At 44.8% G+C, this 19359-nt stretch carries 13 protein-coding genes and 1 pseudogene; 11 read left to right on the plus strand and 3 right to left on the minus strand.

Annotated elements, in window-relative coordinates:
- Window positions 1-35: 35 nt before the first annotated feature.
- From JSQ80_RS11750 to JSQ80_RS11765, 4 genes are all read left to right on the plus strand, one after another.
- Window positions 36-317, plus strand: a complete 282-nt coding sequence (locus JSQ80_RS11750; protein WP_206095398.1) for a hypothetical protein — start codon at window positions 36-38, stop codon at window positions 315-317.
- Between the two features lie 424 nt (window positions 318-741).
- Complete coding sequence (locus JSQ80_RS11755) at window positions 742-1701, plus strand: ABC transporter permease (RefSeq protein WP_206095399.1); 960 nt, start codon at window positions 742-744, stop codon at window positions 1699-1701.
- A gap of 16 nt (window positions 1702-1717) precedes the next feature.
- A complete protein-coding gene (locus JSQ80_RS11760; RefSeq protein WP_087434426.1) occupies window positions 1718-2629 on the plus strand; it encodes a carbohydrate ABC transporter permease in 912 nt (303 codons plus the stop codon).
- Window positions 2630-2753: 124 nt separating this feature from the next.
- Window positions 2754-4358: an extracellular solute-binding protein gene (locus JSQ80_RS11765; RefSeq protein WP_206095400.1), complete on the plus strand. Its 1605-nt coding sequence runs from the start codon at window positions 2754-2756 to the stop codon at window positions 4356-4358.
- A 62-nt stretch (window positions 4359-4420) separates the two neighbouring features.
- On the opposite strand, the gene JSQ80_RS11770 is transcribed toward JSQ80_RS11765, so the two are convergent.
- Window positions 4421-6721 (minus strand): helix-turn-helix domain-containing protein, encoded by a 2301-nt coding sequence (locus JSQ80_RS11770; protein WP_206095401.1) that lies wholly within the window; start codon window positions 6719-6721, stop codon window positions 4421-4423.
- Between the two features lie 784 nt (window positions 6722-7505).
- On the opposite strand from JSQ80_RS11770, the gene JSQ80_RS11775 reads away from it, so the two are divergent.
- From JSQ80_RS11775 to JSQ80_RS11805, 7 genes and pseudogenes are all read left to right on the plus strand, one after another.
- Complete coding sequence (locus JSQ80_RS11775; RefSeq protein WP_206095402.1) at window positions 7506-8285, plus strand: response regulator; 780 nt, start codon at window positions 7506-7508, stop codon at window positions 8283-8285.
- Window positions 8286-8715: 430 nt separating this feature from the next.
- Window positions 8716-9444, plus strand: coding sequence for an ABC transporter ATP-binding protein (locus tag JSQ80_RS11780; protein ID WP_206095403.1), 729 nt, complete (start codon window positions 8716-8718; stop codon window positions 9442-9444).
- Window positions 9441-10268 carry an ABC transporter permease gene (locus JSQ80_RS11785; protein WP_206095404.1) on the plus strand — a complete coding sequence of 276 codons (828 nt, stop codon included), beginning with the start codon at window positions 9441-9443 and terminating at the stop codon, window positions 10266-10268. The genes JSQ80_RS11780 and JSQ80_RS11785 overlap by 4 nt, the downstream gene beginning before the upstream one ends.
- A 10-nt stretch (window positions 10269-10278) precedes the next feature.
- On the plus strand, window positions 10279-11046 hold the full coding sequence (locus tag JSQ80_RS11790; RefSeq protein WP_206095405.1) for a hypothetical protein: 768 nt from the start codon (window positions 10279-10281) through the stop codon (window positions 11044-11046).
- Window positions 11047-11282: 236 nt separating this feature from the next.
- A complete protein-coding gene (locus JSQ80_RS11795; protein ID WP_206095406.1) occupies window positions 11283-14462 on the plus strand; it encodes a lantibiotic dehydratase in 3180 nt (1059 codons plus the stop codon).
- Window positions 14463-15541: 1079 nt separating this feature from the next.
- Window positions 15542-16057, plus strand: a pseudogene (locus JSQ80_RS29990) (ATP-binding cassette domain-containing protein); the annotation flags it as partial.
- Between the two features lie 278 nt (window positions 16058-16335).
- The gene (locus JSQ80_RS11805) at window positions 16336-17724 is read left to right on the plus strand and encodes a lanthionine synthetase C family protein (RefSeq protein WP_206095408.1); all 1389 of its coding nucleotides are present in this window, start codon (window positions 16336-16338) and stop codon (window positions 17722-17724) included.
- 202 nt (window positions 17725-17926) lie between these two features.
- On the opposite strand, the gene JSQ80_RS11810 is transcribed toward JSQ80_RS11805, so the two are convergent.
- Entirely contained in the window at window positions 17927-18520 is a 594-nt protein-coding gene (locus JSQ80_RS11810) for a hypothetical protein (protein ID WP_206095409.1), read from the minus strand.
- Between the two features lie 67 nt (window positions 18521-18587).
- Window positions 18588-19232, minus strand: a complete 645-nt coding sequence (locus JSQ80_RS11815) for a M23 family metallopeptidase (RefSeq protein WP_206095410.1) — start codon at window positions 19230-19232, stop codon at window positions 18588-18590.
- Window positions 19233-19359 lie beyond the last annotated feature (127 nt).

A 19359-nucleotide genomic window follows, 5' to 3' on the forward strand; every position in this document is an offset into this window, starting at 1 on the left:
GATTTTTTAAATGCCTTTAAAATAAGGGGGTATTCATGAAAATTAAAGAATGGGCGCTTTCAATCGTTATACATGCTTTTTTAGGTTATCTATGGGTTCTTTTTGTTGATCATGTCTGGGGCATTGCTAATTCCATGGATAATATGATCTTAAGCGGTCTTATCTTATTATTAGGCACTTTTTTGTACGGACACATTGTAAATCGAATTACTCCGTTTAACAGCTACCAACTGACTCACCCTGTTAAGATTGCAGGTATCATTTCTTTTGGATTGGTCGTCATCGTCCTTGTGTTGGTATGTAAAGTCATAACTTGACCATCAATGACAATCGGCTTCGAGAAGCTGCATACCAGAATAAACATACGTGTGTGTTACCGGGCCGCCAAAGGTTCTCTTACAGGCGGTCTTTTTGCCTGCTTTCCGGGATTTTGAAGCAGCAAAGCAGGCAAATGTGTTGAATTTGTAGGTTATCGATAACATCAATTTTGACCAATTTCAATCCTTAAAAGCTCTTTCTTCCATTACTGTCCAAAAGCTAAAAATCCAGTAACTACGCGGGCTGAGAGCGCTTTTAAAATGACAATGCGGAATCTACATATTTACGGTACACCAGGTGGCTGCCTACAATAATACATGTAAGCGCTAGCAAAGAACGGAGCAACAAATTGCAAACGCAGCTGGCGCAGCGACAATTACAATTCATAGATACGCGAAACTTTGAAAGGAGGGAGTGGACACGATGCAAGGAAACGGACAGAGTGCCCTTTCAATGAACGTGGAACCGATCATAAAAAAGAAATCAACCTGGAGAAAAATGCTGCAAAACTGGGAGCTGTATTTGTTTATAGCACCTGCATTTTTTTACTTCCTTATTTTCCACTATGGTCCAATGTACGGGATTCAGATTGCTTTCAAAAACTTTATCCCGGCAAAGGGTATCTTAGGGAGTCCATGGGTAGGATTCGATCACTTCGAACGATTTTTTAACTCCTACTATTTCTGGGATCTGTTGTGGAACACGCTCAGCATCAGCCTGTACGAATTGGCGATTGGCTTCCCGCTTCCCATTATACTGGCATTGGCATTTAACGAAGTGAAGGACGGCTTCTTCAAGAGAACCGTGCAAACGGTAACATACGCGCCGCACTTTATTTCCGTGGTCGTTATGGCTGGTATTATCATTACGTTCTTGTCGCCTTCTTCTGGAATTATTATTCACATTTTAACTTCTATGGGCATCGATGCGCCAGCCTTCCTGACGGATCCAGCGTGGTTCAAAACCATGTACGTCCTGTCCGGTGTGTGGCAGAGTACAGGATGGGGAACCATCATCTATTTGGCAGCCTTGTCTGGTGTCGATCCACAGCTGCACGAAGCGGCGGTTATGGACGGTGCGAGCCGGTGGCAGCGAATTTGGAACATTAACATTCCGACCATTGTGCCGACGATTACGATTTTGCTTATTTTGAACATGGGCAGCATTCTGGGCGTAGGCTTCGAGAAAATCTTGCTCCTCCAGAACCCGCTTAACATGGAAGCATCGGACGTCATTTCGACCTTCGTGTATCGTTCCGGTCTTGTAGATGCTCAGTACAGCTTCTCCACCGCTGTAGGCTTGTTCAACTCGGTGGTGAACGCTATCTTGCTCGTTACAGTCAACCAAATCGCGCGTCGTACTAGCGAAACAAGCCTGTGGTAGAAGGAGGGAACGGCACATGGCTGCTGTCGTGAAAGAAACAAGAGCGGACAAAATATTTATTGTATGCAACTATATTTATCTTCTATTGGCATTCGTTATTGTAGCGTATCCATTGTTGTACATCATCAGCGCATCCATCAGCGATCCGAAGCTGGTCAACTCGGGTGAAATGTGGTTATTGCCGAAAGGAATTACGTTCGACGGTTACTTGAGGGTGTTTGAAAATGCCAAAATATGGTCCGGATATAAAAACACCATTATCTATACGGTCGTCGGTACGGCGGTCAACTTGTTCGTGACCTTGCCTGCAGCATATGCGTTGAGCCGTAAAGACTTCATCGGCCGCGGCTTCTTCATGGCCATGTTCATGTTCACGATGTTCTTCGGCGGTGGTCTCGTACCTGGATACTTGCTCATTAAAAACTTGGGACTCATCAACAGCATGTGGGCGCTCATTTTGCCAGGGGCGGCTTCCGTATGGAACATCATTGTGGCGCGGACCTTCTTCCAGTCCACGATACCGAAGGAACTGCAGGAGGCAGCGCATATCGACGGCTGTACCAACATGAGGCTGTTCATCAAAATCGTATTGCCGCTATCTGCTCCAATTATCGCCGTTATGGCCTTGTTCTATGGTGTTGGTCATTGGAACAGTTACTTCGGAGCTCTCATTTATTTGAATGAAGAGGCTAAATACCCGCTGCAAATGATTTTGCGCCAAATTCTCGTATTGCAAGAAATGTCGGCAGAGACAACGGGTGCGGCGGTTAACGCTTCGGTCGCTGCGGCGCTCAACAATAAAGCGGATGTCGCTTCGCTGGTCAAGTATGCGGTCATCATCGTCTCGACCTTGCCGGTCATCGCCGTCTATCCATTCCTTCAACGCTATTTTGTACAAGGGGTTATGATCGGTTCCGTCAAAGGTTAATCGTTATATCTTCGAAAGCATCAAGTTAACGTCAATAATAACCAAAGACTTCCAGGCTTTGATTATTATAAATATGCAAGTCCAAGAGGTATAATGATATTCATGAAAAAGGGAGGATCTTGCAATGCAAAAGCTAAAAAAGACATGGGCGCTTCTGTTGTCTATGACGATGATCTTCACACTTCTTGCCGGTTGCGGCAGCGCTTCTTCGGATACTGCTGGCGGAGGCAACAAGAGCGGTGAGGAAACTGCAAGCAATGTAAACAAGGAAGGCTTCCCGATCGTTAAAGAACCGATCACGTTGACGATGATGGGTCAAGATGCAGGTATTCAAAACTGGAAAGACATGGAGTTTTTCAAGAAAATGGAGGAAAAAACGGGCATCAAGTTTGAATTCCGCAACGCTCCTATTGACAGCTTTGATACAAAAAGAAACCTTGTATTTGCGAGCGGCGACTATCCGGATGTGTTCTTCTCGGGACAACTTCAAGCGTCAGACGAAGTAAACTACGGCGGACAGGGTGTCTTGATTCCATTGGAAGGCTTGATTGACAATTACGCGCCAAATCTGAAGAAGATTCTTGACGAGAATCCAGACATCCGCAAATCAATTACGACGCCAGACGGACATATCTACAGCTTGCCGAACATCGATTTGGATGCGGGATGGTATCGGGGTCCATTGTGGTACAATGGCAAGTTCCTGAAAGCTCTTGGAATGGACAAGGTTCCGTCGACGGTTGATGAGTTGTACACTTACTTGAAACGTGTCAAAGACGAGGATCCGAACGGCAACGGCAAGCAGGATGAAATTCCGCTCATTTCCGTTAAGCTGGATGATCTCCGGATGTGGCTGCTGGGATCCTGGGGGATTTATAACGAAGTCATTTATTCCGATAAGGAAGATAAAGTCCACTATACGCCGATGGAACCAGGATACAAAGAGTATTTGACATTCCTGAACAAACTGTGGAGCGAAGGATTGCTGGATAAGGAAACGTTCTCGCAAACGGACGAACAGAAGAAAGCGAAAGGTAAAAACAACCAAGTCGGCTTGTTCTCTGACTACCATGCGTACTTCACATTGGGTGGAGAACCTAGTATGACGGATCCGATGTACGCTCCAGTGAATAGTGACGTTCCAGCGGTAGCAGCGAAGCACCCGGGTCTGGCTAAAGGCGCATTTGCGATTACGAACAAAAACAAAAATCCAGAAGCTACGATGCGTTGGGTTGATTACCTGTACTCCACAGAAGGAGCAGAGTTGCTCAGCAACGGTCCAGAAGGCATACTGTGGGAATATACGAACAAAGACGACCATACGAAGAAATGGCTGGACGTGCCGGGCGGAGGCGATCGTGAAGAGTATCGTGCCACGTTGACACCAGACTACGGCGTTGTTGTTCCTAAGATTACGAACGCAGATACAAAACGAGGCTTCGGCGGGGAATTCGATGATTGGTTGAAGAAAGAAACCGATGAAAAGATTCTGCCTATTGCCAAAGTTCCATTCCCAAGCGTGTACTTGTCTCAAGAAGACCAAGCAGAAATGTCCAGCTTGCGTTCCGACCTGGATACGTATGTGAAGCAAATGGAAGCGAAATTCGTAACGGGACAAGAACCTCTCAGCAACTGGGATAAATATATTGAAACTTGCAAGAAAATGGGCGGCGATCGCATCGTAGAGATTTACCAAGCTGCCTATGACCAATGGAACTCCAATAAGTAATGGAATGAAAAATAACCGGGAGCCTTATGCTCCCGGTTATTTCTATATTACGGAACCTTATATCAATCTTCGTCGGCGTTTGCTGCTGCCGCTGACGCGTCGGTGGCATGCAGCTTGCGGTATTGGCCCGGGGTATACCCGGTTTCCTTCTTGAACTTGCGGATGAAGTTCGGCGTATCCATGTAACCGACGCGCACGATGATATCCTTCAATGGATCGTTGGTCGTCAGCAGCAGCCGGATGACTTCATCCATGCGGCGCTGCCAGATGTATTGCGAGAAATTGCTGCCTGTCTTCTCTTTGAAGGCGCGGCTCAAGTAGGATGAAGAGATAGAGTATTTCTGCGCGAGCTGCTCCAGGCTAAGATTGTAATTGGCATATTGCTCGTCGACATGGGTGATAATTTGATCCATGAGCGAATGCTGCTCTGATTCTGTATTCTGTTCCACTCTTTTACAGATCCTGGATGCAAGCGCGCTGAGCTTCTGCTCCAGCTCCTCCAATGATTCAAAGGAGGCCAGGTTCGGTATATCGTGAACGAACTCATCCATGCCAAGCTCTGCTGCTGACTTGAGCAGGGTGTTCAAAATATCGAAGCAAATGCAGCGCAAGAGCGAGATGGACAAAGACTGCATTTTCACATTGGCGAAAATGGTTCCAATCATCTGGACGGCGACGATCTCATTGCCGTGCTTCAAGCTCTGGACGAGCTTGAGCAGCGCATCCTTCGGTATCCAGAATGTGTCGTTAGCCGTCTGGGACAGCTTCTCGAAGTAGGTCGTGCTGCCCTTGCCGCTCGCCATGCGGCATTCCAATGCAGACGCCGCTTCGATGTAGGATTGATCCAGCGTCTCCGGACTTGGATAGCTGGTGCCAATTCCGAATGAAGGGATAAGGTGGGAACTTTCCATCACAATAACGCGCAGCGCTTCGACGATCTGCTCCATCCGGTAGTTCTGCGACAGCTTACCCTCCTCATCCTCGTACATGTTGACGATGAGCGCAATCTGATCCGACTGCGGCAGCTCGACGCCGTAAGCGTGCGCCTTGTATTCGGGAATCTCCACTTCGGTCAGGAGCTGAACGATTTCTTGGCGATCCTGAGCCGATTGCGGCATGCCGGGATATTCATCCCAGGCCATCGCAATGACGAAGTGATAACTGCCGGGCAGCTCGATGCCGAACATCTCCATCAGCCGCTCCGACTCCTGAGCCTCCGGTGTTCCATGCTTCAAGAGCATGAGCAGGAATTGATTCCGCGCATACGGCTCCTGAATATCGGCACGGGCGCTGTACTCGTGCAGCATCTGCCGAATCCATTCCAGCTCGTTGCGTGATTTTGCCGGAGCGGGAGCGGCGGAATCTGTGTTCAGCTTGGCGAATTCCATCAGATCATGGATCGGATGATACTGTCTCTTGGCTAGCAAGACTGCTGCCAAAATGCCGGCCAAGACGACCACAATGAAGGCAAGAATGAAGAACGTCTGGATATGAAAGACGCGCCCGAAAAACTGATCGCTCGGCATGGCGGTCACATACGTCCATCCGTTCAATTCGGATTTGACCGCGACGACGGAATGCGGACTGTTGCCGAGCGCCAAGCTATGGATGCCAGGCCCCAGTTCTGTCAGGACGTGCACCTCATCTGCGGGAATTGCGGTCCCATTATTGTTGCGCGCCAGAACCCGGCCGTCCTGATCGAAAATGTAGCTATTGCCATTAAAGTCATTCAAGATGGAGTCCATTAGTCCCGTAAGCTTGGATTCCTCCATTAAAAACAGCACGGTTCCATGCGGATAAGAGCTGTTCGGTGTAACAGGCACGAGATAAGCGAGCAACGACTTCTTGAGGTGCATGTTCGTGCTCACCGATTCCGCCGGACGCACCGTAGGATATCCAACTTCATTCAAATCCTTGACAATGTTTTCCCGGCTCCAATCCTCGAAGAGGTACGATTGATCGAACATCACATCCAGACTCGTTAACCCCCGGGAGGAATAAATGACGTCATCGCCGCGGAAATACAAGAAGACCTCGTCCAGGATTGAACTGTTCGCCTTGTACTTGTCCAGCGCTTGAATCGCTTCGCGTGTATAGTAAGGATGGCGCACCATATAGGGAGTCAGCTGCTCGTCGTAAGTAATCCGGGTGGCGATATCGCGCAGTTCGGTCATGCGGGTGTCGATATTTAGCTTCACTTGGTTCAACTGATTGACATTCGCTTGCTCGATTTCGGAGCGCAAGTTATTGACGGCGTTCTGATAAATGAAGAAGGTCAGCACTACCAACGGGATGAGAAAGATTAAAATATATGAAAAGATATACTTTAACAACAACTTCGACTTGAAGTGATTCCAGTTCATTCTGCATCCCCCTGTGATTCATGTCTGTATACAAAAAAACGGATATGACCGATAGCTCGTCGGGATCCGATAAAGTGCGCAAAGAGGCGAGATTGTTCAGATTGTTATAAGAACGGCAACAGTTTAATTGTAAACGATTGCACCTGTAAAGGGAATGGCAATGCTTATGGAGGCCGTTGAAAAAGTCCCTTTTTGCCTACGAAGCATATCGAAATAGGCGTTAATCATCTGTTTTTATCTAATTTTAAGGTTCACTTCAGTTTTCTTTAATGTAGCTCTAGTATTCTGATTATGGACCGAATGACAGATGAGTTCTTGCAGAGGAGGGTTGCCAAGCAAACGATTACTGACCTTGGTCAGCCGGAGTCATCCGTTGCACAAGGAATCCGTTTCATCTTTCTCATGGTTTACAGTTTACCCCTAGAACATATATAGGCCGCATCGTTTCGGAAGCGATGCGGCCCTTTTTTTGTTTTTTCCGTTTTCGTGACGGGAATGGGGCTGTGCTTTTATAGGTGAAAATTGCAGCGAGTACAATAATAATTTACAAAATAGGGGGTTGGAGGTAATATAATAGTAAACTGCAAGGGAATATTTGTATAATCAAAAATAACGCAATTATCCGACGGTTGCATACACCCTCATCTTTATACTACTGGAATCCACTAAGCTAACTTACACTTTCAAGTCACAGACCTATCTTTCAGCTTCATTGAAGACTAACGCAGGAGATTAGACCCGCATATCCTATAACATTTTTCAAAAACCAAGAAATAGGCCAATAGTGCGGAATGTTTTTGAAAAAAAGTGGAAAAAAGGAGGATTCTTTGGCCCCAATGATGTACATTTAAGCGTAATATTTGGAAATATTTATGCGGAAGGTGCGTGTATGGAAAGTATCCATGTTTTACATGTCGAAACGGATCCGGAATGGCGTCAATTAATCGGCGAATATGTGAAGCAGCAGCACGATATGACCTATGTCGCAAGTGTAGAGACAGAAGAAGAAGCGATTCGTTGCGTAGAACAGTCAACTGTGAATGTAATTGTTATAGATGTAATGTTGACCCCGCCACATTACGACGGACTTGATGCCGTGCAAAAAATTTTGGAGAGAAAGAATATTAGTGTTATCTTCTTATCCTCAGTCAGTAATTTCGAAGTGATTGCAGACACCTTCAATGTTGGAGCAGTTAATTTTATTATGAAACACCATTATAAAGACGTCATAGAAGCGATTCGCGACGCATATCATCATCGTGTGGCGATTCATCCCGACGCTGCTCCAGTTCTTTGCGATGAGTTCCGAAGGCTAAGACTGGAAGTGCTGCAACGCTTGCTTACACCGACTGAGAGGCAGGTTATAACTTATTTACATGAAGGCTATTCGAAAAAAAAAATAAGTGAAATGATGCATGTAGGATTCGAAACTACCAAAACACATGTGAAACATATTCTTTCAAAGTTACAAGTGTGTAACAGTAAAGAAGCGGTTAGAGTTGCAAAACATCGGGGTTTTTTTGGAATGAATCTAATTGACAGAGAGAGTGGGAGGAAAACATAACCCTATGAAAATATTATAAGTTGGTTAATATAGGAAGGGGAGACCTGTTCAAGGCTTCCGTGGGATGCTGGGTTAGATGTACCTGGCATTTTTACATGCACACGAGTATGCACCATTCATAAGAAGGGAGGGATAAAGATGGCTAACAATCCGTTCGATTTAGATGTTCAGGTAAATAAATCAAGTGATAAGTTCGAACCAATGTTTACGAGCCTGTCAGGTTGTGATAAAAGATTTACTACGGGCTGCACGGAATCGTGTATAACGAAAGATAAAGGTTGTTTCACCAACACTTGTTTTAATTTATGCTAATTACGGTTTCTCGGTTAATACTTAATGAGTGAATTTGCGATAGCGTTCCATGTTAGATGTCCTCACTCTGTTAAGTGTTTGAGTGAGGACATCTAACGTCTGGACGAGGAGGTTGTACATGTCTGATTTCATTCTTGAAGTGGAGAATGTAACAAAAAAAATAGGGAAGAGAACCATCGTGACTGAAAGTTCCTTTACGCTGGAAAAAGGAAAAATTTATGGGTTTATAGGTCCGAATGGTGCCGGAAAGACGACGTTAATGCGTATGATGACAGGACTAATACAGCCGACCAGCGGGCATATTCGCATTGGCTCATTCGATCTGTACAAAGAGCGCGCGCAAGCTTTATCCCGAATTGGCGGTATTATTGAATCCCCAGTATTTTTTGAATATATGACCGGGAGACAAGTGCTGCGTAATTTATCTCGCCTCCATCCTGATATTTCTTCATCTGACAGGGAAGCTCATATTAAGAATTTGTTGGAATCTGTGGGGCTTGAGTCCAGAGGGGATGACCGCGTTAAAACTTATTCTCTCGGGATGAAGCAACGTCTAGGCATTGCCCAAGCGATGTTAGGTACCCCTGAAATATTACTATTAGATGAGCCTTCGAATGGTCTTGATCCCATGGGGATGCACGAATTGCGCAACATTATCTTCAACCTGCGCGATACGAAAAACTTGACTTTTTTTGTGTCCAGCCACTTGCTTGATGAGCTGCAGCAAATGTGTGATCAGCTTATTATTATTCGGGAAGGGACGATCATTTGGATGGGGAATATTGGAGATATGGTGTCAGATGGAATGCGATTAGAAGATGCATTCATTGAGTTGATGAAATCATGACTTCATTGATATACAGTGAATTTGAGCGATTATGGCAAAGGAAATGGGTGTGGATCATTTTCCTTGCAATCCCTGTTGTCTCCTATTTTACAGCAAGTTATTTCTTATGGCTTAATAGCATGACTTCGCCTGAAAGTATGAATTATACGCCATCAAGCAAGCTTATGTTCTCGGGACTAAGTTTGTATCTTCCTATTATTTGTAATTTTGCGGTTTTACCTTTTGTTACAACTATTTTTACTGAAGAATTCCGGAGAGGTCAACTTCGTCTCCTTTTTTTGCGTCAGTATTCAAGGGGAAGAATTTTTATTAGTAAGATGATTGTGCTCTGTACCACCGTATTGTTGCTGTTAATCGTATTTGGAATATGTATGGGAATAACTGGTCTAGTAAGACTTCCGGCAGCAGTTGGCATTACGCAGGGTGTATATAATCCATCCATTGCAACCGACACCATTTTCCAAGATACATTGAAACAATATTTACTTGCTTATGCAACGCTGCTTGGGCTTTGCAGTCTAACGTCATTTATTGCCATGTACTGTAAGGACGTTACTTATGCCATAGGTATTGGATTCGGCTACATCATTATTCCATTGATCTTTGAACGGCTTATTTACGATTTTGGCGCTGGGATGCCACCCTTATTGAATGGTATTATTGCACTTGTTTTTATCCCGCTTATGCAGAGATACGGGATTCATCATGCGTTGGTTGGAAATAACTTTGTGCTTGTACTTCTACTTATCATATTGCTTGTCCATATTGTAGCGTGTGTATGGCTCGCATATCGTCGGTTCGTTTACGAAGACTACATGCATTAGGAGTGGTGTCATGATTGGATTATGGATGAGTGAGCGGGAACGAATCTGGAAGAAGAAGAGAGTGCTCATCTTATGCAGTGCGTATTTGCTTATTCTTGCAATATATATAGCAAAACTTATATATAGTGGTGTGGGGTTATACGATTATGGCGAGGGTAAGGCTGCATTGCACAACCTCAACTTGTCTTGGTTTGTTCTGCAGGATATGTCATTTATCATTCAAGCCATCATACTGCCTATATTTGCTGTTAGCACCTTGTGCGATGAGCTTCATTCAGGTTGTTACCGACTGTATATGCTGCGTCCGTATCGGCGATATCAACACTGGAGTATCAAATTGATTGCGTTGTTAGAGGTTGTTTTGGTTTTTATCATAGGTACATACGTTATTTCAATGATTTCAGGATGGATATTTTTGCCGCATTCTCAATCGGCTATTCTCTATCATACCACCGAACCAATTGGTTTTTGGGAAGCTAATTTGTATACCATAAAGCTGTATTTGATGCATGTCCTTACATGCTTATTAATGATCATGATGAGTAGTGTGATTTGCTTTTTTGTCCCAGTGTCCGTTGTAGCTTTTATGATCATATTTTGCTTTCCTTTCCTAATGAGTGTTATCAATTCAGAGTTCATTATTATGAACAACCCCTTTTCTATAGTCCTTGATGTGTTGAGTCCGACGGGTCATTCCATTTTTTGGGTGTATATACTTGGCAGTTTGATGGTGACTTCTTTTATAAGTTTTGTGCGGTGGCAAACGAAGAGTATTTAAAGTTTGTTTTAACAACAGCATTTAATTGGGATTTCGTTCGCAGTAAGGGGAATTCCTGAAACCCTTGTTCCTATATTTTGTAGTGAAAGTCAGCCGGCTTTTAGGATAGCCAATGGATGGAGCTTCAACGATTGCTAGAATCGGAAGGCTTCTTTTTTTTTAGACATTTCGGTAATGTATTCAAATCCGTTCTGATAAGCGCAAGCTCCGATAAATCGATTTTGGAGGAATTATACATGTCACGGGAATTATTTTCTTATCGAACTTTAGATTTTTTTATGTTACGTGCTCCTCTGTTAACTCTGGAACGATTCAAGGAATACTTTTCTCCTGATTGGGAAGATCCAGAGGAGTTGCGACGGGCTTCCATTGCTCATCTCATCGAGTTATCCCAGACTCCTGTAATACGAGAAGCGATAGCGGTCTCTAGTCCAAGCTTGCTAGAGTCGTTAGGCCATCTGAGTAACGAAGGAAATCCCCGTAAGCAGGGACAAGTAATTAAAGGTTTTATGCGGTATTTAATTCGAATGATGACTCGGCCTACACCGTTTGGCTTATTTTCTGGCGTTACCTATGGACAGTTCGGTGAACAGTCTCAAATTGAGCTTGAAGATATCTCTGCCTATCGTAAGCGGGTCCGACCGGATATGGAATGGTTGTTGAAGGTTGTGGAGAAGATAGAGCGTCAACAAGCGGTTGTCAAGCAGCTTAGAGTGCAACGTAATTCTCTCATATACAGACAAGGGGAGAGAGCGAAGATTCCGTATACGACGCGATATGGAACTCTTAGTCTGGGAGAGAATGATAGCGTTTCAGTACGTGCTTCGATGGTATTCGATGTGGTCATGGAGGTATGTGCGACACCCATTTCTTATCTTGAACTCGTTAACCATCTCCAATCTCAGTTTGGAGAAGCGAGTGAAGAGACAATTCATCGCTACGTTTGGGAGCTGTTCGAGCAGGAATTTTTGGTTTCTTCACTACGTCCTCCAACTACGACAACCGATCCCTTTACTTATATCTTATCTATTTTGGAACCTGTGCAGGGTATGGATGAACTGAAGAGAGAGTTACTCCAAATATGTGATGAGATTCGGAGTTATGAAAAACTATTGATTGGCGAAGGGGAAGAGATGCTGCAGACCTTGCAGCAGAAGATGAAACAGATCGTTGATGTCTCTTCCACGCTGCAGATTGACATGTCTCTAGAAGATCGTTCTATAGTGTTACCTGAACGAATTCGCAAAGATGTGGAGCGTGTTGCGGAGTTATTGTCTTGCCTCTCTTCGGGCGAGCGCGATAATCAGCATTTAGAAGAGTACCGCTTTGAATTTTTAGAAAGGTATGGTCCGTATCGTGAAATTCCGCTATTGGAGATGCTCGATGATGAAATCGGACTAGGGCCGCCAGCGACGTATCGTTATCCCAAGAGCAGAAAAAATATAAAAAATCCCCCACCTGCTTATGATACGAAACAGCAACAATGCATGATGAGATGGTTAGTAACTTGTTTAAAAAGGGGAGAGTGCGAACTGGTTCTGACTGAAGATATGATCCAAGAAATGATGGAGGAGAAAAGCGGTAACGTGCGTCCTTCGTTACCATCGATGGAACTGTATTTTTTACTTCAAGCACGCCATGCACGAGATCTGGATAGTGGGGACTATACATTAATCTTAGGGCCAAATCCGGGATCGACCGGAGCAGGGATGACGTTTGGCAGATTTATTGATATGTTCGGAGATTCATTCAAGGATATGTTTGGCCTCATTCAGCAAGAGGAACAACGGTTAACTGCGGACAAATTGATTACGGAAATTTCATATTTGCCAAGTGCAGGGAGAGCAACAAATGTAGTCTTGACAGAGAATTTCCGGGAGTACGAAATGGGGATTGGTACAAATCCAAGGTTGTCGGACGACCGGGAAATCTATATAAATGACTTGGTCGTTGGGGTTGACAACGATCGTTTCTACATCAAGTCGCTTCGTCATAATCGAGAAGTTATTCCCACGGCTGGGCATATGCTTAATATTATAGATACCCCCAACGTGTATCGTTTCTTGCGCGAAGTCAAGCAGCAAATGTATCGAAGATGGAAGATGGTGGATTTTGGAGCGCTTGCCGAGTCGCCATACATACCGCGTATCCGTTATAATAATGTAATTTTGAGTCCTTCGACATGGAAAATCAGGATAGACAAGGAACAAGAGGGAGAAGCGACATTAGAATTGAAGCTGCGGGCTTTCTGTAAAGAATGGAACGTACCGCGATATGTGCATATGATTCAGTTCGACAATCGAATCTTGCTTGACCTAGAGAATCCTCTGCATGTGGATGAGGTGTGTAAAGACTTGAAGGCCGAAGGTGAAATCGCGTTGATTGAACATCTTGGCGGATTTGATAAACATCCGATTCAGCGTAGCGATGGCCGCTTGATGGCCGAATTTGTATTTCCGCTCGTTCGACGAGTTCCGGGCGAGGAAGAAATGATGGAAGAAGTCTCGGTTGCAAGACAATCGGATTTGAAGGCAGAGGGATGCTCCAACCGACACATTGAAGCCGGACAACGAATCGTTCTTCCGGGCGGCTCTTGGTTTTATGCCAAATTATATGGATTGGACAGCCGCCAAGATGAATTTTTAGGGCGATATTGGGAAGCATTCTGTCGACAGTGCAGAGAAGTTGGCATCATAGATTATGCATATTATATCAGATATACAGATCCCGATCGACATATTCGGGCGAGGTTTCACGTGCGTTCTGAACAGGGAAGTGTGGATCTACTGCCTTTATTCTACCAATGGACGACTACTTTACTCCACGAAGGGATGATTTCAAAAATTGTCATTGATACGTACGAGCCAGAAATTGAACGTTATGGCGGGCCGCAGTTAATGCCTTTGGCAGAAGCAGTATTTTCATATGATAGCGATGTCTCCGCACAATTGGTGTATTTACTAAGATTTAATCAGATTCAGATGAGCCAAGAGACGGTTGCGGTGCTGAGCGTGGTAGAACTATTCCGCCAATTCGGCTACTCTGATGAAGAAATGAATGCTGTACTTAATAAGCAATATGATGTGAAGGAATATCTGGATGAGTTCCGTCAGGAGCGGAGAATGTTGATCCAATTGTTAGGGGGGGAGCATGAAGATTTACAGTCCGCTCACGCTGATGCTTTCGCTGTTTATAATGTATTGAACGTAAGAGCAGAAGCTGTTAAACGTTATGCGGGTGAAATATACAAGCAGCAGGACGCGTTGACGAACACGATGGAAAATATCCTGCTTAGTGTCATCCACATGCATATGAATCGTCTGCTTGGGGTTGATCGGGATAAGGAACGGAAGATCATGATTCTGGTTCGACACGCGGTGAATAGCTTGATTCAATATCGGAGGAAAAGGGGATGACTCAGCAACAAGAAAACTCAGAGGCGGGAAACCCAACGATGTGGAGGTCTTTCAAACAAGGCTGGAAGTTACTCAAAATGATGTTTCAGATGAGTAAACGATACACGATATTAAGTTTGATTTTTTACATCCTCCAAGGGGTTACGCCCGTCGTTACACTGCTGGCAACTCAGAATCTATTGAATAGTGTTTCTATGGCTTGGGAGTTGGGAGAAGCGTGGTTGATGAAGCAATTCATCTTTTTCATGCTTGTCTATGTCTTCAAGAACATTATCGAAGCTGTTCATCGATATGTAGAAGGCAATTTCCAGAACTATATCACTCAATCCTTAAACGTTATGATTTGCAAGAAATCAACTACGCTTGGGTTACAGGACTATGAAAATCCTACAGTATCTGATCAACTAAAGCGTGCGCAACAAGAGGCGGGTTACCGCCCTTATCAAATGCTGACTCTAATGATGGGAATTGCTTCAGGCGTCATTACAGTAATTTCATCGGCCGTGCTGCTGATTTTATGGAAATGGTGGGTCATGCTTGTATTGATTCTGATATCTACCGTGTCCATTTATTCTATATTGAAGATAAATCGGGAGCAATTCAAGATTGACATGGAGCGTACGCCATTGAGCCGCCAAACGTGGTATACGACGTATTTATTGACGAATGACCGTAGCTTTAAGGAAATAAAAATGTTTAAGTTAGGCTCCTTTTTATTACAACGATATCGTGATCTGATGCAAAGTTTCTTTATTATAGATCGGCGTATGCTGGCAAAGCGCATGCGGATTACGCTCATTTATGACTTGTTGGAGTTAGTTGTTTTGATATGGTTGATCGGTCTTGCCTTGGGGGAGGCGTACATGGGAGAGATTCTGATTGGCAGTTTATTCGGATATATTCAAGCAATCACATTGACACAAAGTCAGATGCACTCGATTGTGCAAGGGGGCGTGCAATTTACCCAAAACAATCGTTACTTGGATCAATTATTTCTTTTCCTGACGCTCCCCAGCTCAGACCCCGCACAACTTCAGTTGCAACTGTCTCCCCAATCGGAAGATTGTAACGAACCCAGTATGCGAATTGAGCAAATTTCACTGGAGAATGTGTCATTCCGATATCCGGGTAAGCCATACGATGCGGTTCAGAATGTTTCACTGACGCTCGAGAGGGGGAAGACAGTGGCGTTGGTTGGGAAAAATGGATCGGGAAAGTCTACATTGGTTAAATTGCTGATGCAGTTATATGGAGGATATAACGGTGTCATGAAAGTAAATGGCCGTAATTTGCTTGAGGTGGACCTTCGGGAATTCCAGGAACGAATTGGTGTTGTTTTTCAAGACTTTGTACAGTATGAGATGTCGGCCCGACACAATATTGGATTTGGTTCGCTTGAGAAGTTGACGAATGATTCTGAAATAATGAATGCGGCTAAGTATGCAGCGATTGATGATATCATTGAACAATTACCCGAGGGATTGGGTACGCAGCTTGGAAGATGGTTTGAAGACGGGCACCAGCTCTCGGGAGGACAATGGCAGCGGATCGCCATTGCGCGTGCGTTTATGCGAAATGCTGACGTATACATTTTGGATGAACCCAGTTCCTTCCTGGACCCGATATCGGAACGAGATTTGTTCATGTTATTCCGTGATCTGATGAAGGAGCGGATTGGTATTTTTATTACTCATAGATTTGGTTCAGCTCGTCTGGCGGATCAGATCTTAGTTATGGATCAGGGGCGTATTATTGAATCAGGAACGCACCAGGAGCTCATGACGCTAGGGGGAGTATATGCAGAGATGTTTAATGTGCAGGCCAGTCCCTTTAAGAATGAAGAAGATCCAGAAATGTTGGAAAGGGTTGGTTCATGATGGTAGAACTAGTACGTAATGATTCTGCACAATGGCTACCGGTGGGATGTGAGTTAAGAGAGAGGGTAGAAGAGGTTCTTCGTGACATCGCAGAGCGGTACAAGGACCCAGAGCAAGTACGCCAACGAATGCGCGAAGTACCGCCGGAACAATTGGATGGAATGAATTATGCTAGGTGGAGAGATGGTAGCTTGGCAAGTGGATTTCCAGGAATATGTTTATTGATGGGACAAATGGATCACTTGTTTCCACATGAGGGTTGGGATCTGATCGGGCATAGGTATTTAGAATTACTCCAGAAAACGATTGAAGAAGAAGGGATACAACATTTATCCCTCTATAACGGTTTGGCTGGTATCTTGGTCGGGATCCACTCTTTATCACGTAAACGGACACGTTATCTTAAAATGATGGATACTCTCGCAGATTTGTATGAACAAAAGATGGGGTTTATCATTGACCGTATCCGATTTAACTGGAACGAGGGAAATATGATGATGGGGGATTACGATGTAATCCAAGGGTTATCTGGGATGGGTCGTGTTGCCCTGTTGTTCAGTGAACGTCCCGGGATGAGGAAGATATGGGAGGATACAGTGACACTATTTCATCTGTATTGTGGAGAGAAGGAGATTGCAGGGCAGCTCGTTCCTTCATGGCATGTATCTTCCATGAATCAGTTTCGGGAAGAGGAGAAAGTGAAATATCCGAATGGAAACTTCAATCTGGGCTTGTCTCACGGGATATCCGGACCTCTAGCTTTCTTGAGTGTTTCCTATTTACATGGGTTACAAGCTGAGTCAGTCGCGTCTGATCTTCATACGTTAGCGGAATTCGTATGTAAATGGTCTATAAGGAAGGAGAAGGGTACCTTCTTTGCAGGTCGAATCTCGTTCGAAGAGTGGGAGCAGGAGCGGCTATTGCCTAGTGCCGAACTAGAATATCGAGATTCTTGGTGCTATGGTGTGCCAGGAATTGCGAGGTCGCTATGGTTGGCAGGGAAAGCCTTGCAGAATGAGAAATGGTTAGAAATAAGCTTGCGGGCGTACATGGAAATTTCCAATCGAGCGCATATGAAGGGAGGCTTGACATCAGGGACGTTGTGTCATGGTGTTGGTGGATTACTTCATTTAATCCAACGCATGTATTCGGATACGGGGCATGAAACATTGCGTTCCATGCGCGACCGATTTGCCAAGGATGTGCTCGACTTGTACGAGCCAGGTTCGTTATTCGGTTATTATGATGAGAGTTATCAGATGGGTGATTATACGAAAGTGGACGAGGCAGGGTTTCTGACAGGGGCGTCGGGTGTGGCTTTGGTTCTTGCTTCTTTACTTAGTGACCAGAGTCCAGATTGGGATCTAGTGCTTATGATACAATAGCGCCTCGCAGGGTAATCGTTAGAGATGTATTGAAAATCGTTGTTCTCACACAATACAAGGGAGAGAAGAAGTAAGAATACGGATACCAAGGGCTTCGTTAATGAAGCCCTTTTCGTTGCAGCGTGCCCAGAGGCACGCATTATTTAGTTGGTGAAAGTCCAACCGAAAGAGGGACTAAGCCACCGGCCCATCCTGGAGCTTGTTATTTAGCGAGCGTGCCGGTTACAGGCTCCACGCTATCGATAAGCAGTGTGTCTTGCAGCACCGTTACGCGCTCTTCAACTTCCGACTCCATTAATTCCTCGAGGCTGTCACTGTATTTGCCTGTTATGCCGATGTGATACCGTCCATCCGCCTCTTTCAGATTGACCTGCAAGGCGAATTGAACAGAAGCGAGCACGCCGAACGATTCCTGTTCCTTGAACGTGTATGTTCCGTCAGATCCCTTCTGAAAGTAGGAGTCAAATATTCGCAGGGCTTGTTCCGCGCTATAATAATCCTGCAGCGATTCCGTGAGTATTTGTTTGTCTGTCTCCGTCAAGGTGAGACGCTGCGAGTAACGGAGCAGTTGATTTGTCCAATTCTCAACGTCCCGCAACCATAAGAACAAGGAGATTTTGTTCGAGGTTTGAAGCAGATCGCCTGCTAGCTTGTCAGGAGCCGTCACACGGATGACATCCAAAATAGTGGCGACCGTTACGGATGTGTTCTTCTGTTCCTTCGCTCCCGTTTGCATGGAGGAGCTGCACCCTGTAATAAGCAAGATTGCCATACATACCGCAATTATTTTTTTCATTTTTCATGCACCTCGGTTAACAACATCTGCCGTACCCATCAGAGGACGGGAATGGCACTGTTTATTTTCATGTGATGGATTCGAACGGAATGCCTTTGGCCACTCGTTCTTCCATGCTCATGTCACGGATCTCCTCCATGCTGTAGAACACTTCAAGTTCATTGTCGTGATCGGCTTTTTCAACGGGGGCAGTGGAGGCAGGAACGTTATTTTTATATCCGGGAAAGAAATTGGAGATTGGATCTACTGCAGTCGAAGAATTATCAGTCAAGCAAGCTCCGCTGCATTTTCTCGTTTCGAAATGCAAATGAACCCCCTGCGCTTGGCCCGAGCTTCCCATTTCCCCCAGCTTGGTCCCCTTTCCCACGTTATTATTCGTTGATACCACGGGGGCTTTGTTCATATGTGCATATCTGGACTGATAATTTGTATTATTAATGGAATGATGAATGTAGACAACCCATCCATAACTGGTGGACCAACCGGCTCGCGCGACTCTTCCGCCATAGAAGGCCACGATAGTGTCGCCGGCTACACCGGCCCTTCTGCCTCCGATATCGATGCCTTTGTGAGCATTTCCCTTAAAGCCTTGTGTAATTCGGGTTGAATCAGGCACCGGCCAATGGTATGTGCTCGCTGCGGATGCCGTTGCCGAAAGGGAAGCAAAGCTTAATGCAATCAGTACGAACACAGTCACAAGCCTTCTCACCATAACAAATGCCTCCTTTGTAGTTAAATTTACCCATATCATAATGGGTACTGCTTGTGTCTGTATATCAATTGTTGGGCTTTAATTTATTGAATGTTTTTATCGGCGAGTAGAAAATGAAAAATTCTGT

The organism is Paenibacillus apiarius, assembly GCF_017052585.1.
Classification (GTDB): domain Bacteria; phylum Bacillota; class Bacilli; order Paenibacillales; family Paenibacillaceae; genus Paenibacillus_B; species Paenibacillus_B apiarius.

Excerpts from the sequence above, each read along its gene's own strand:
- JSQ80_RS11815 (WP_206095410.1), bottom strand. The coding sequence starts at position 19,232 with ATGGTGAGAAGGCTTGTGACTGTGTTCGTACTGATTGCATTAAGCTTT.
- JSQ80_RS11805 (WP_206095408.1), top strand. The coding sequence starts at position 16,336 with ATGATGGTAGAACTAGTACGTAATGATTCTGCACAATGGCTACCGGTG.
- JSQ80_RS11750 (WP_206095398.1), top strand. The coding sequence starts at position 36 with ATGAAAATTAAAGAATGGGCGCTTTCAATCGTTATACATGCTTTTTTA.
- JSQ80_RS11795 (WP_206095406.1), top strand. The coding sequence starts at position 11,283 with ATGTCACGGGAATTATTTTCTTATCGAACTTTAGATTTTTTTATGTTA.
- JSQ80_RS11790 (WP_206095405.1), top strand. The coding sequence starts at position 10,279 with ATGATTGGATTATGGATGAGTGAGCGGGAACGAATCTGGAAGAAGAAG.
- JSQ80_RS11765 (WP_206095400.1), top strand. The coding sequence starts at position 2,754 with ATGCAAAAGCTAAAAAAGACATGGGCGCTTCTGTTGTCTATGACGATG.
- JSQ80_RS11810 (WP_206095409.1), bottom strand. The coding sequence starts at position 18,520 with ATGAAAAAAATAATTGCGGTATGTATGGCAATCTTGCTTATTACAGGG.
- JSQ80_RS11785 (WP_206095404.1), top strand. The coding sequence starts at position 9,441 with ATGACTTCATTGATATACAGTGAATTTGAGCGATTATGGCAAAGGAAA.
- JSQ80_RS11760 (WP_087434426.1), top strand. The coding sequence starts at position 1,718 with ATGGCTGCTGTCGTGAAAGAAACAAGAGCGGACAAAATATTTATTGTA.
- JSQ80_RS11780 (WP_206095403.1), top strand. The coding sequence starts at position 8,716 with ATGTCTGATTTCATTCTTGAAGTGGAGAATGTAACAAAAAAAATAGGG.
- JSQ80_RS11755 (WP_206095399.1), top strand. The coding sequence starts at position 742 with ATGCAAGGAAACGGACAGAGTGCCCTTTCAATGAACGTGGAACCGATC.
- JSQ80_RS11770 (WP_206095401.1), bottom strand. The coding sequence starts at position 6,721 with ATGAACTGGAATCACTTCAAGTCGAAGTTGTTGTTAAAGTATATCTTT.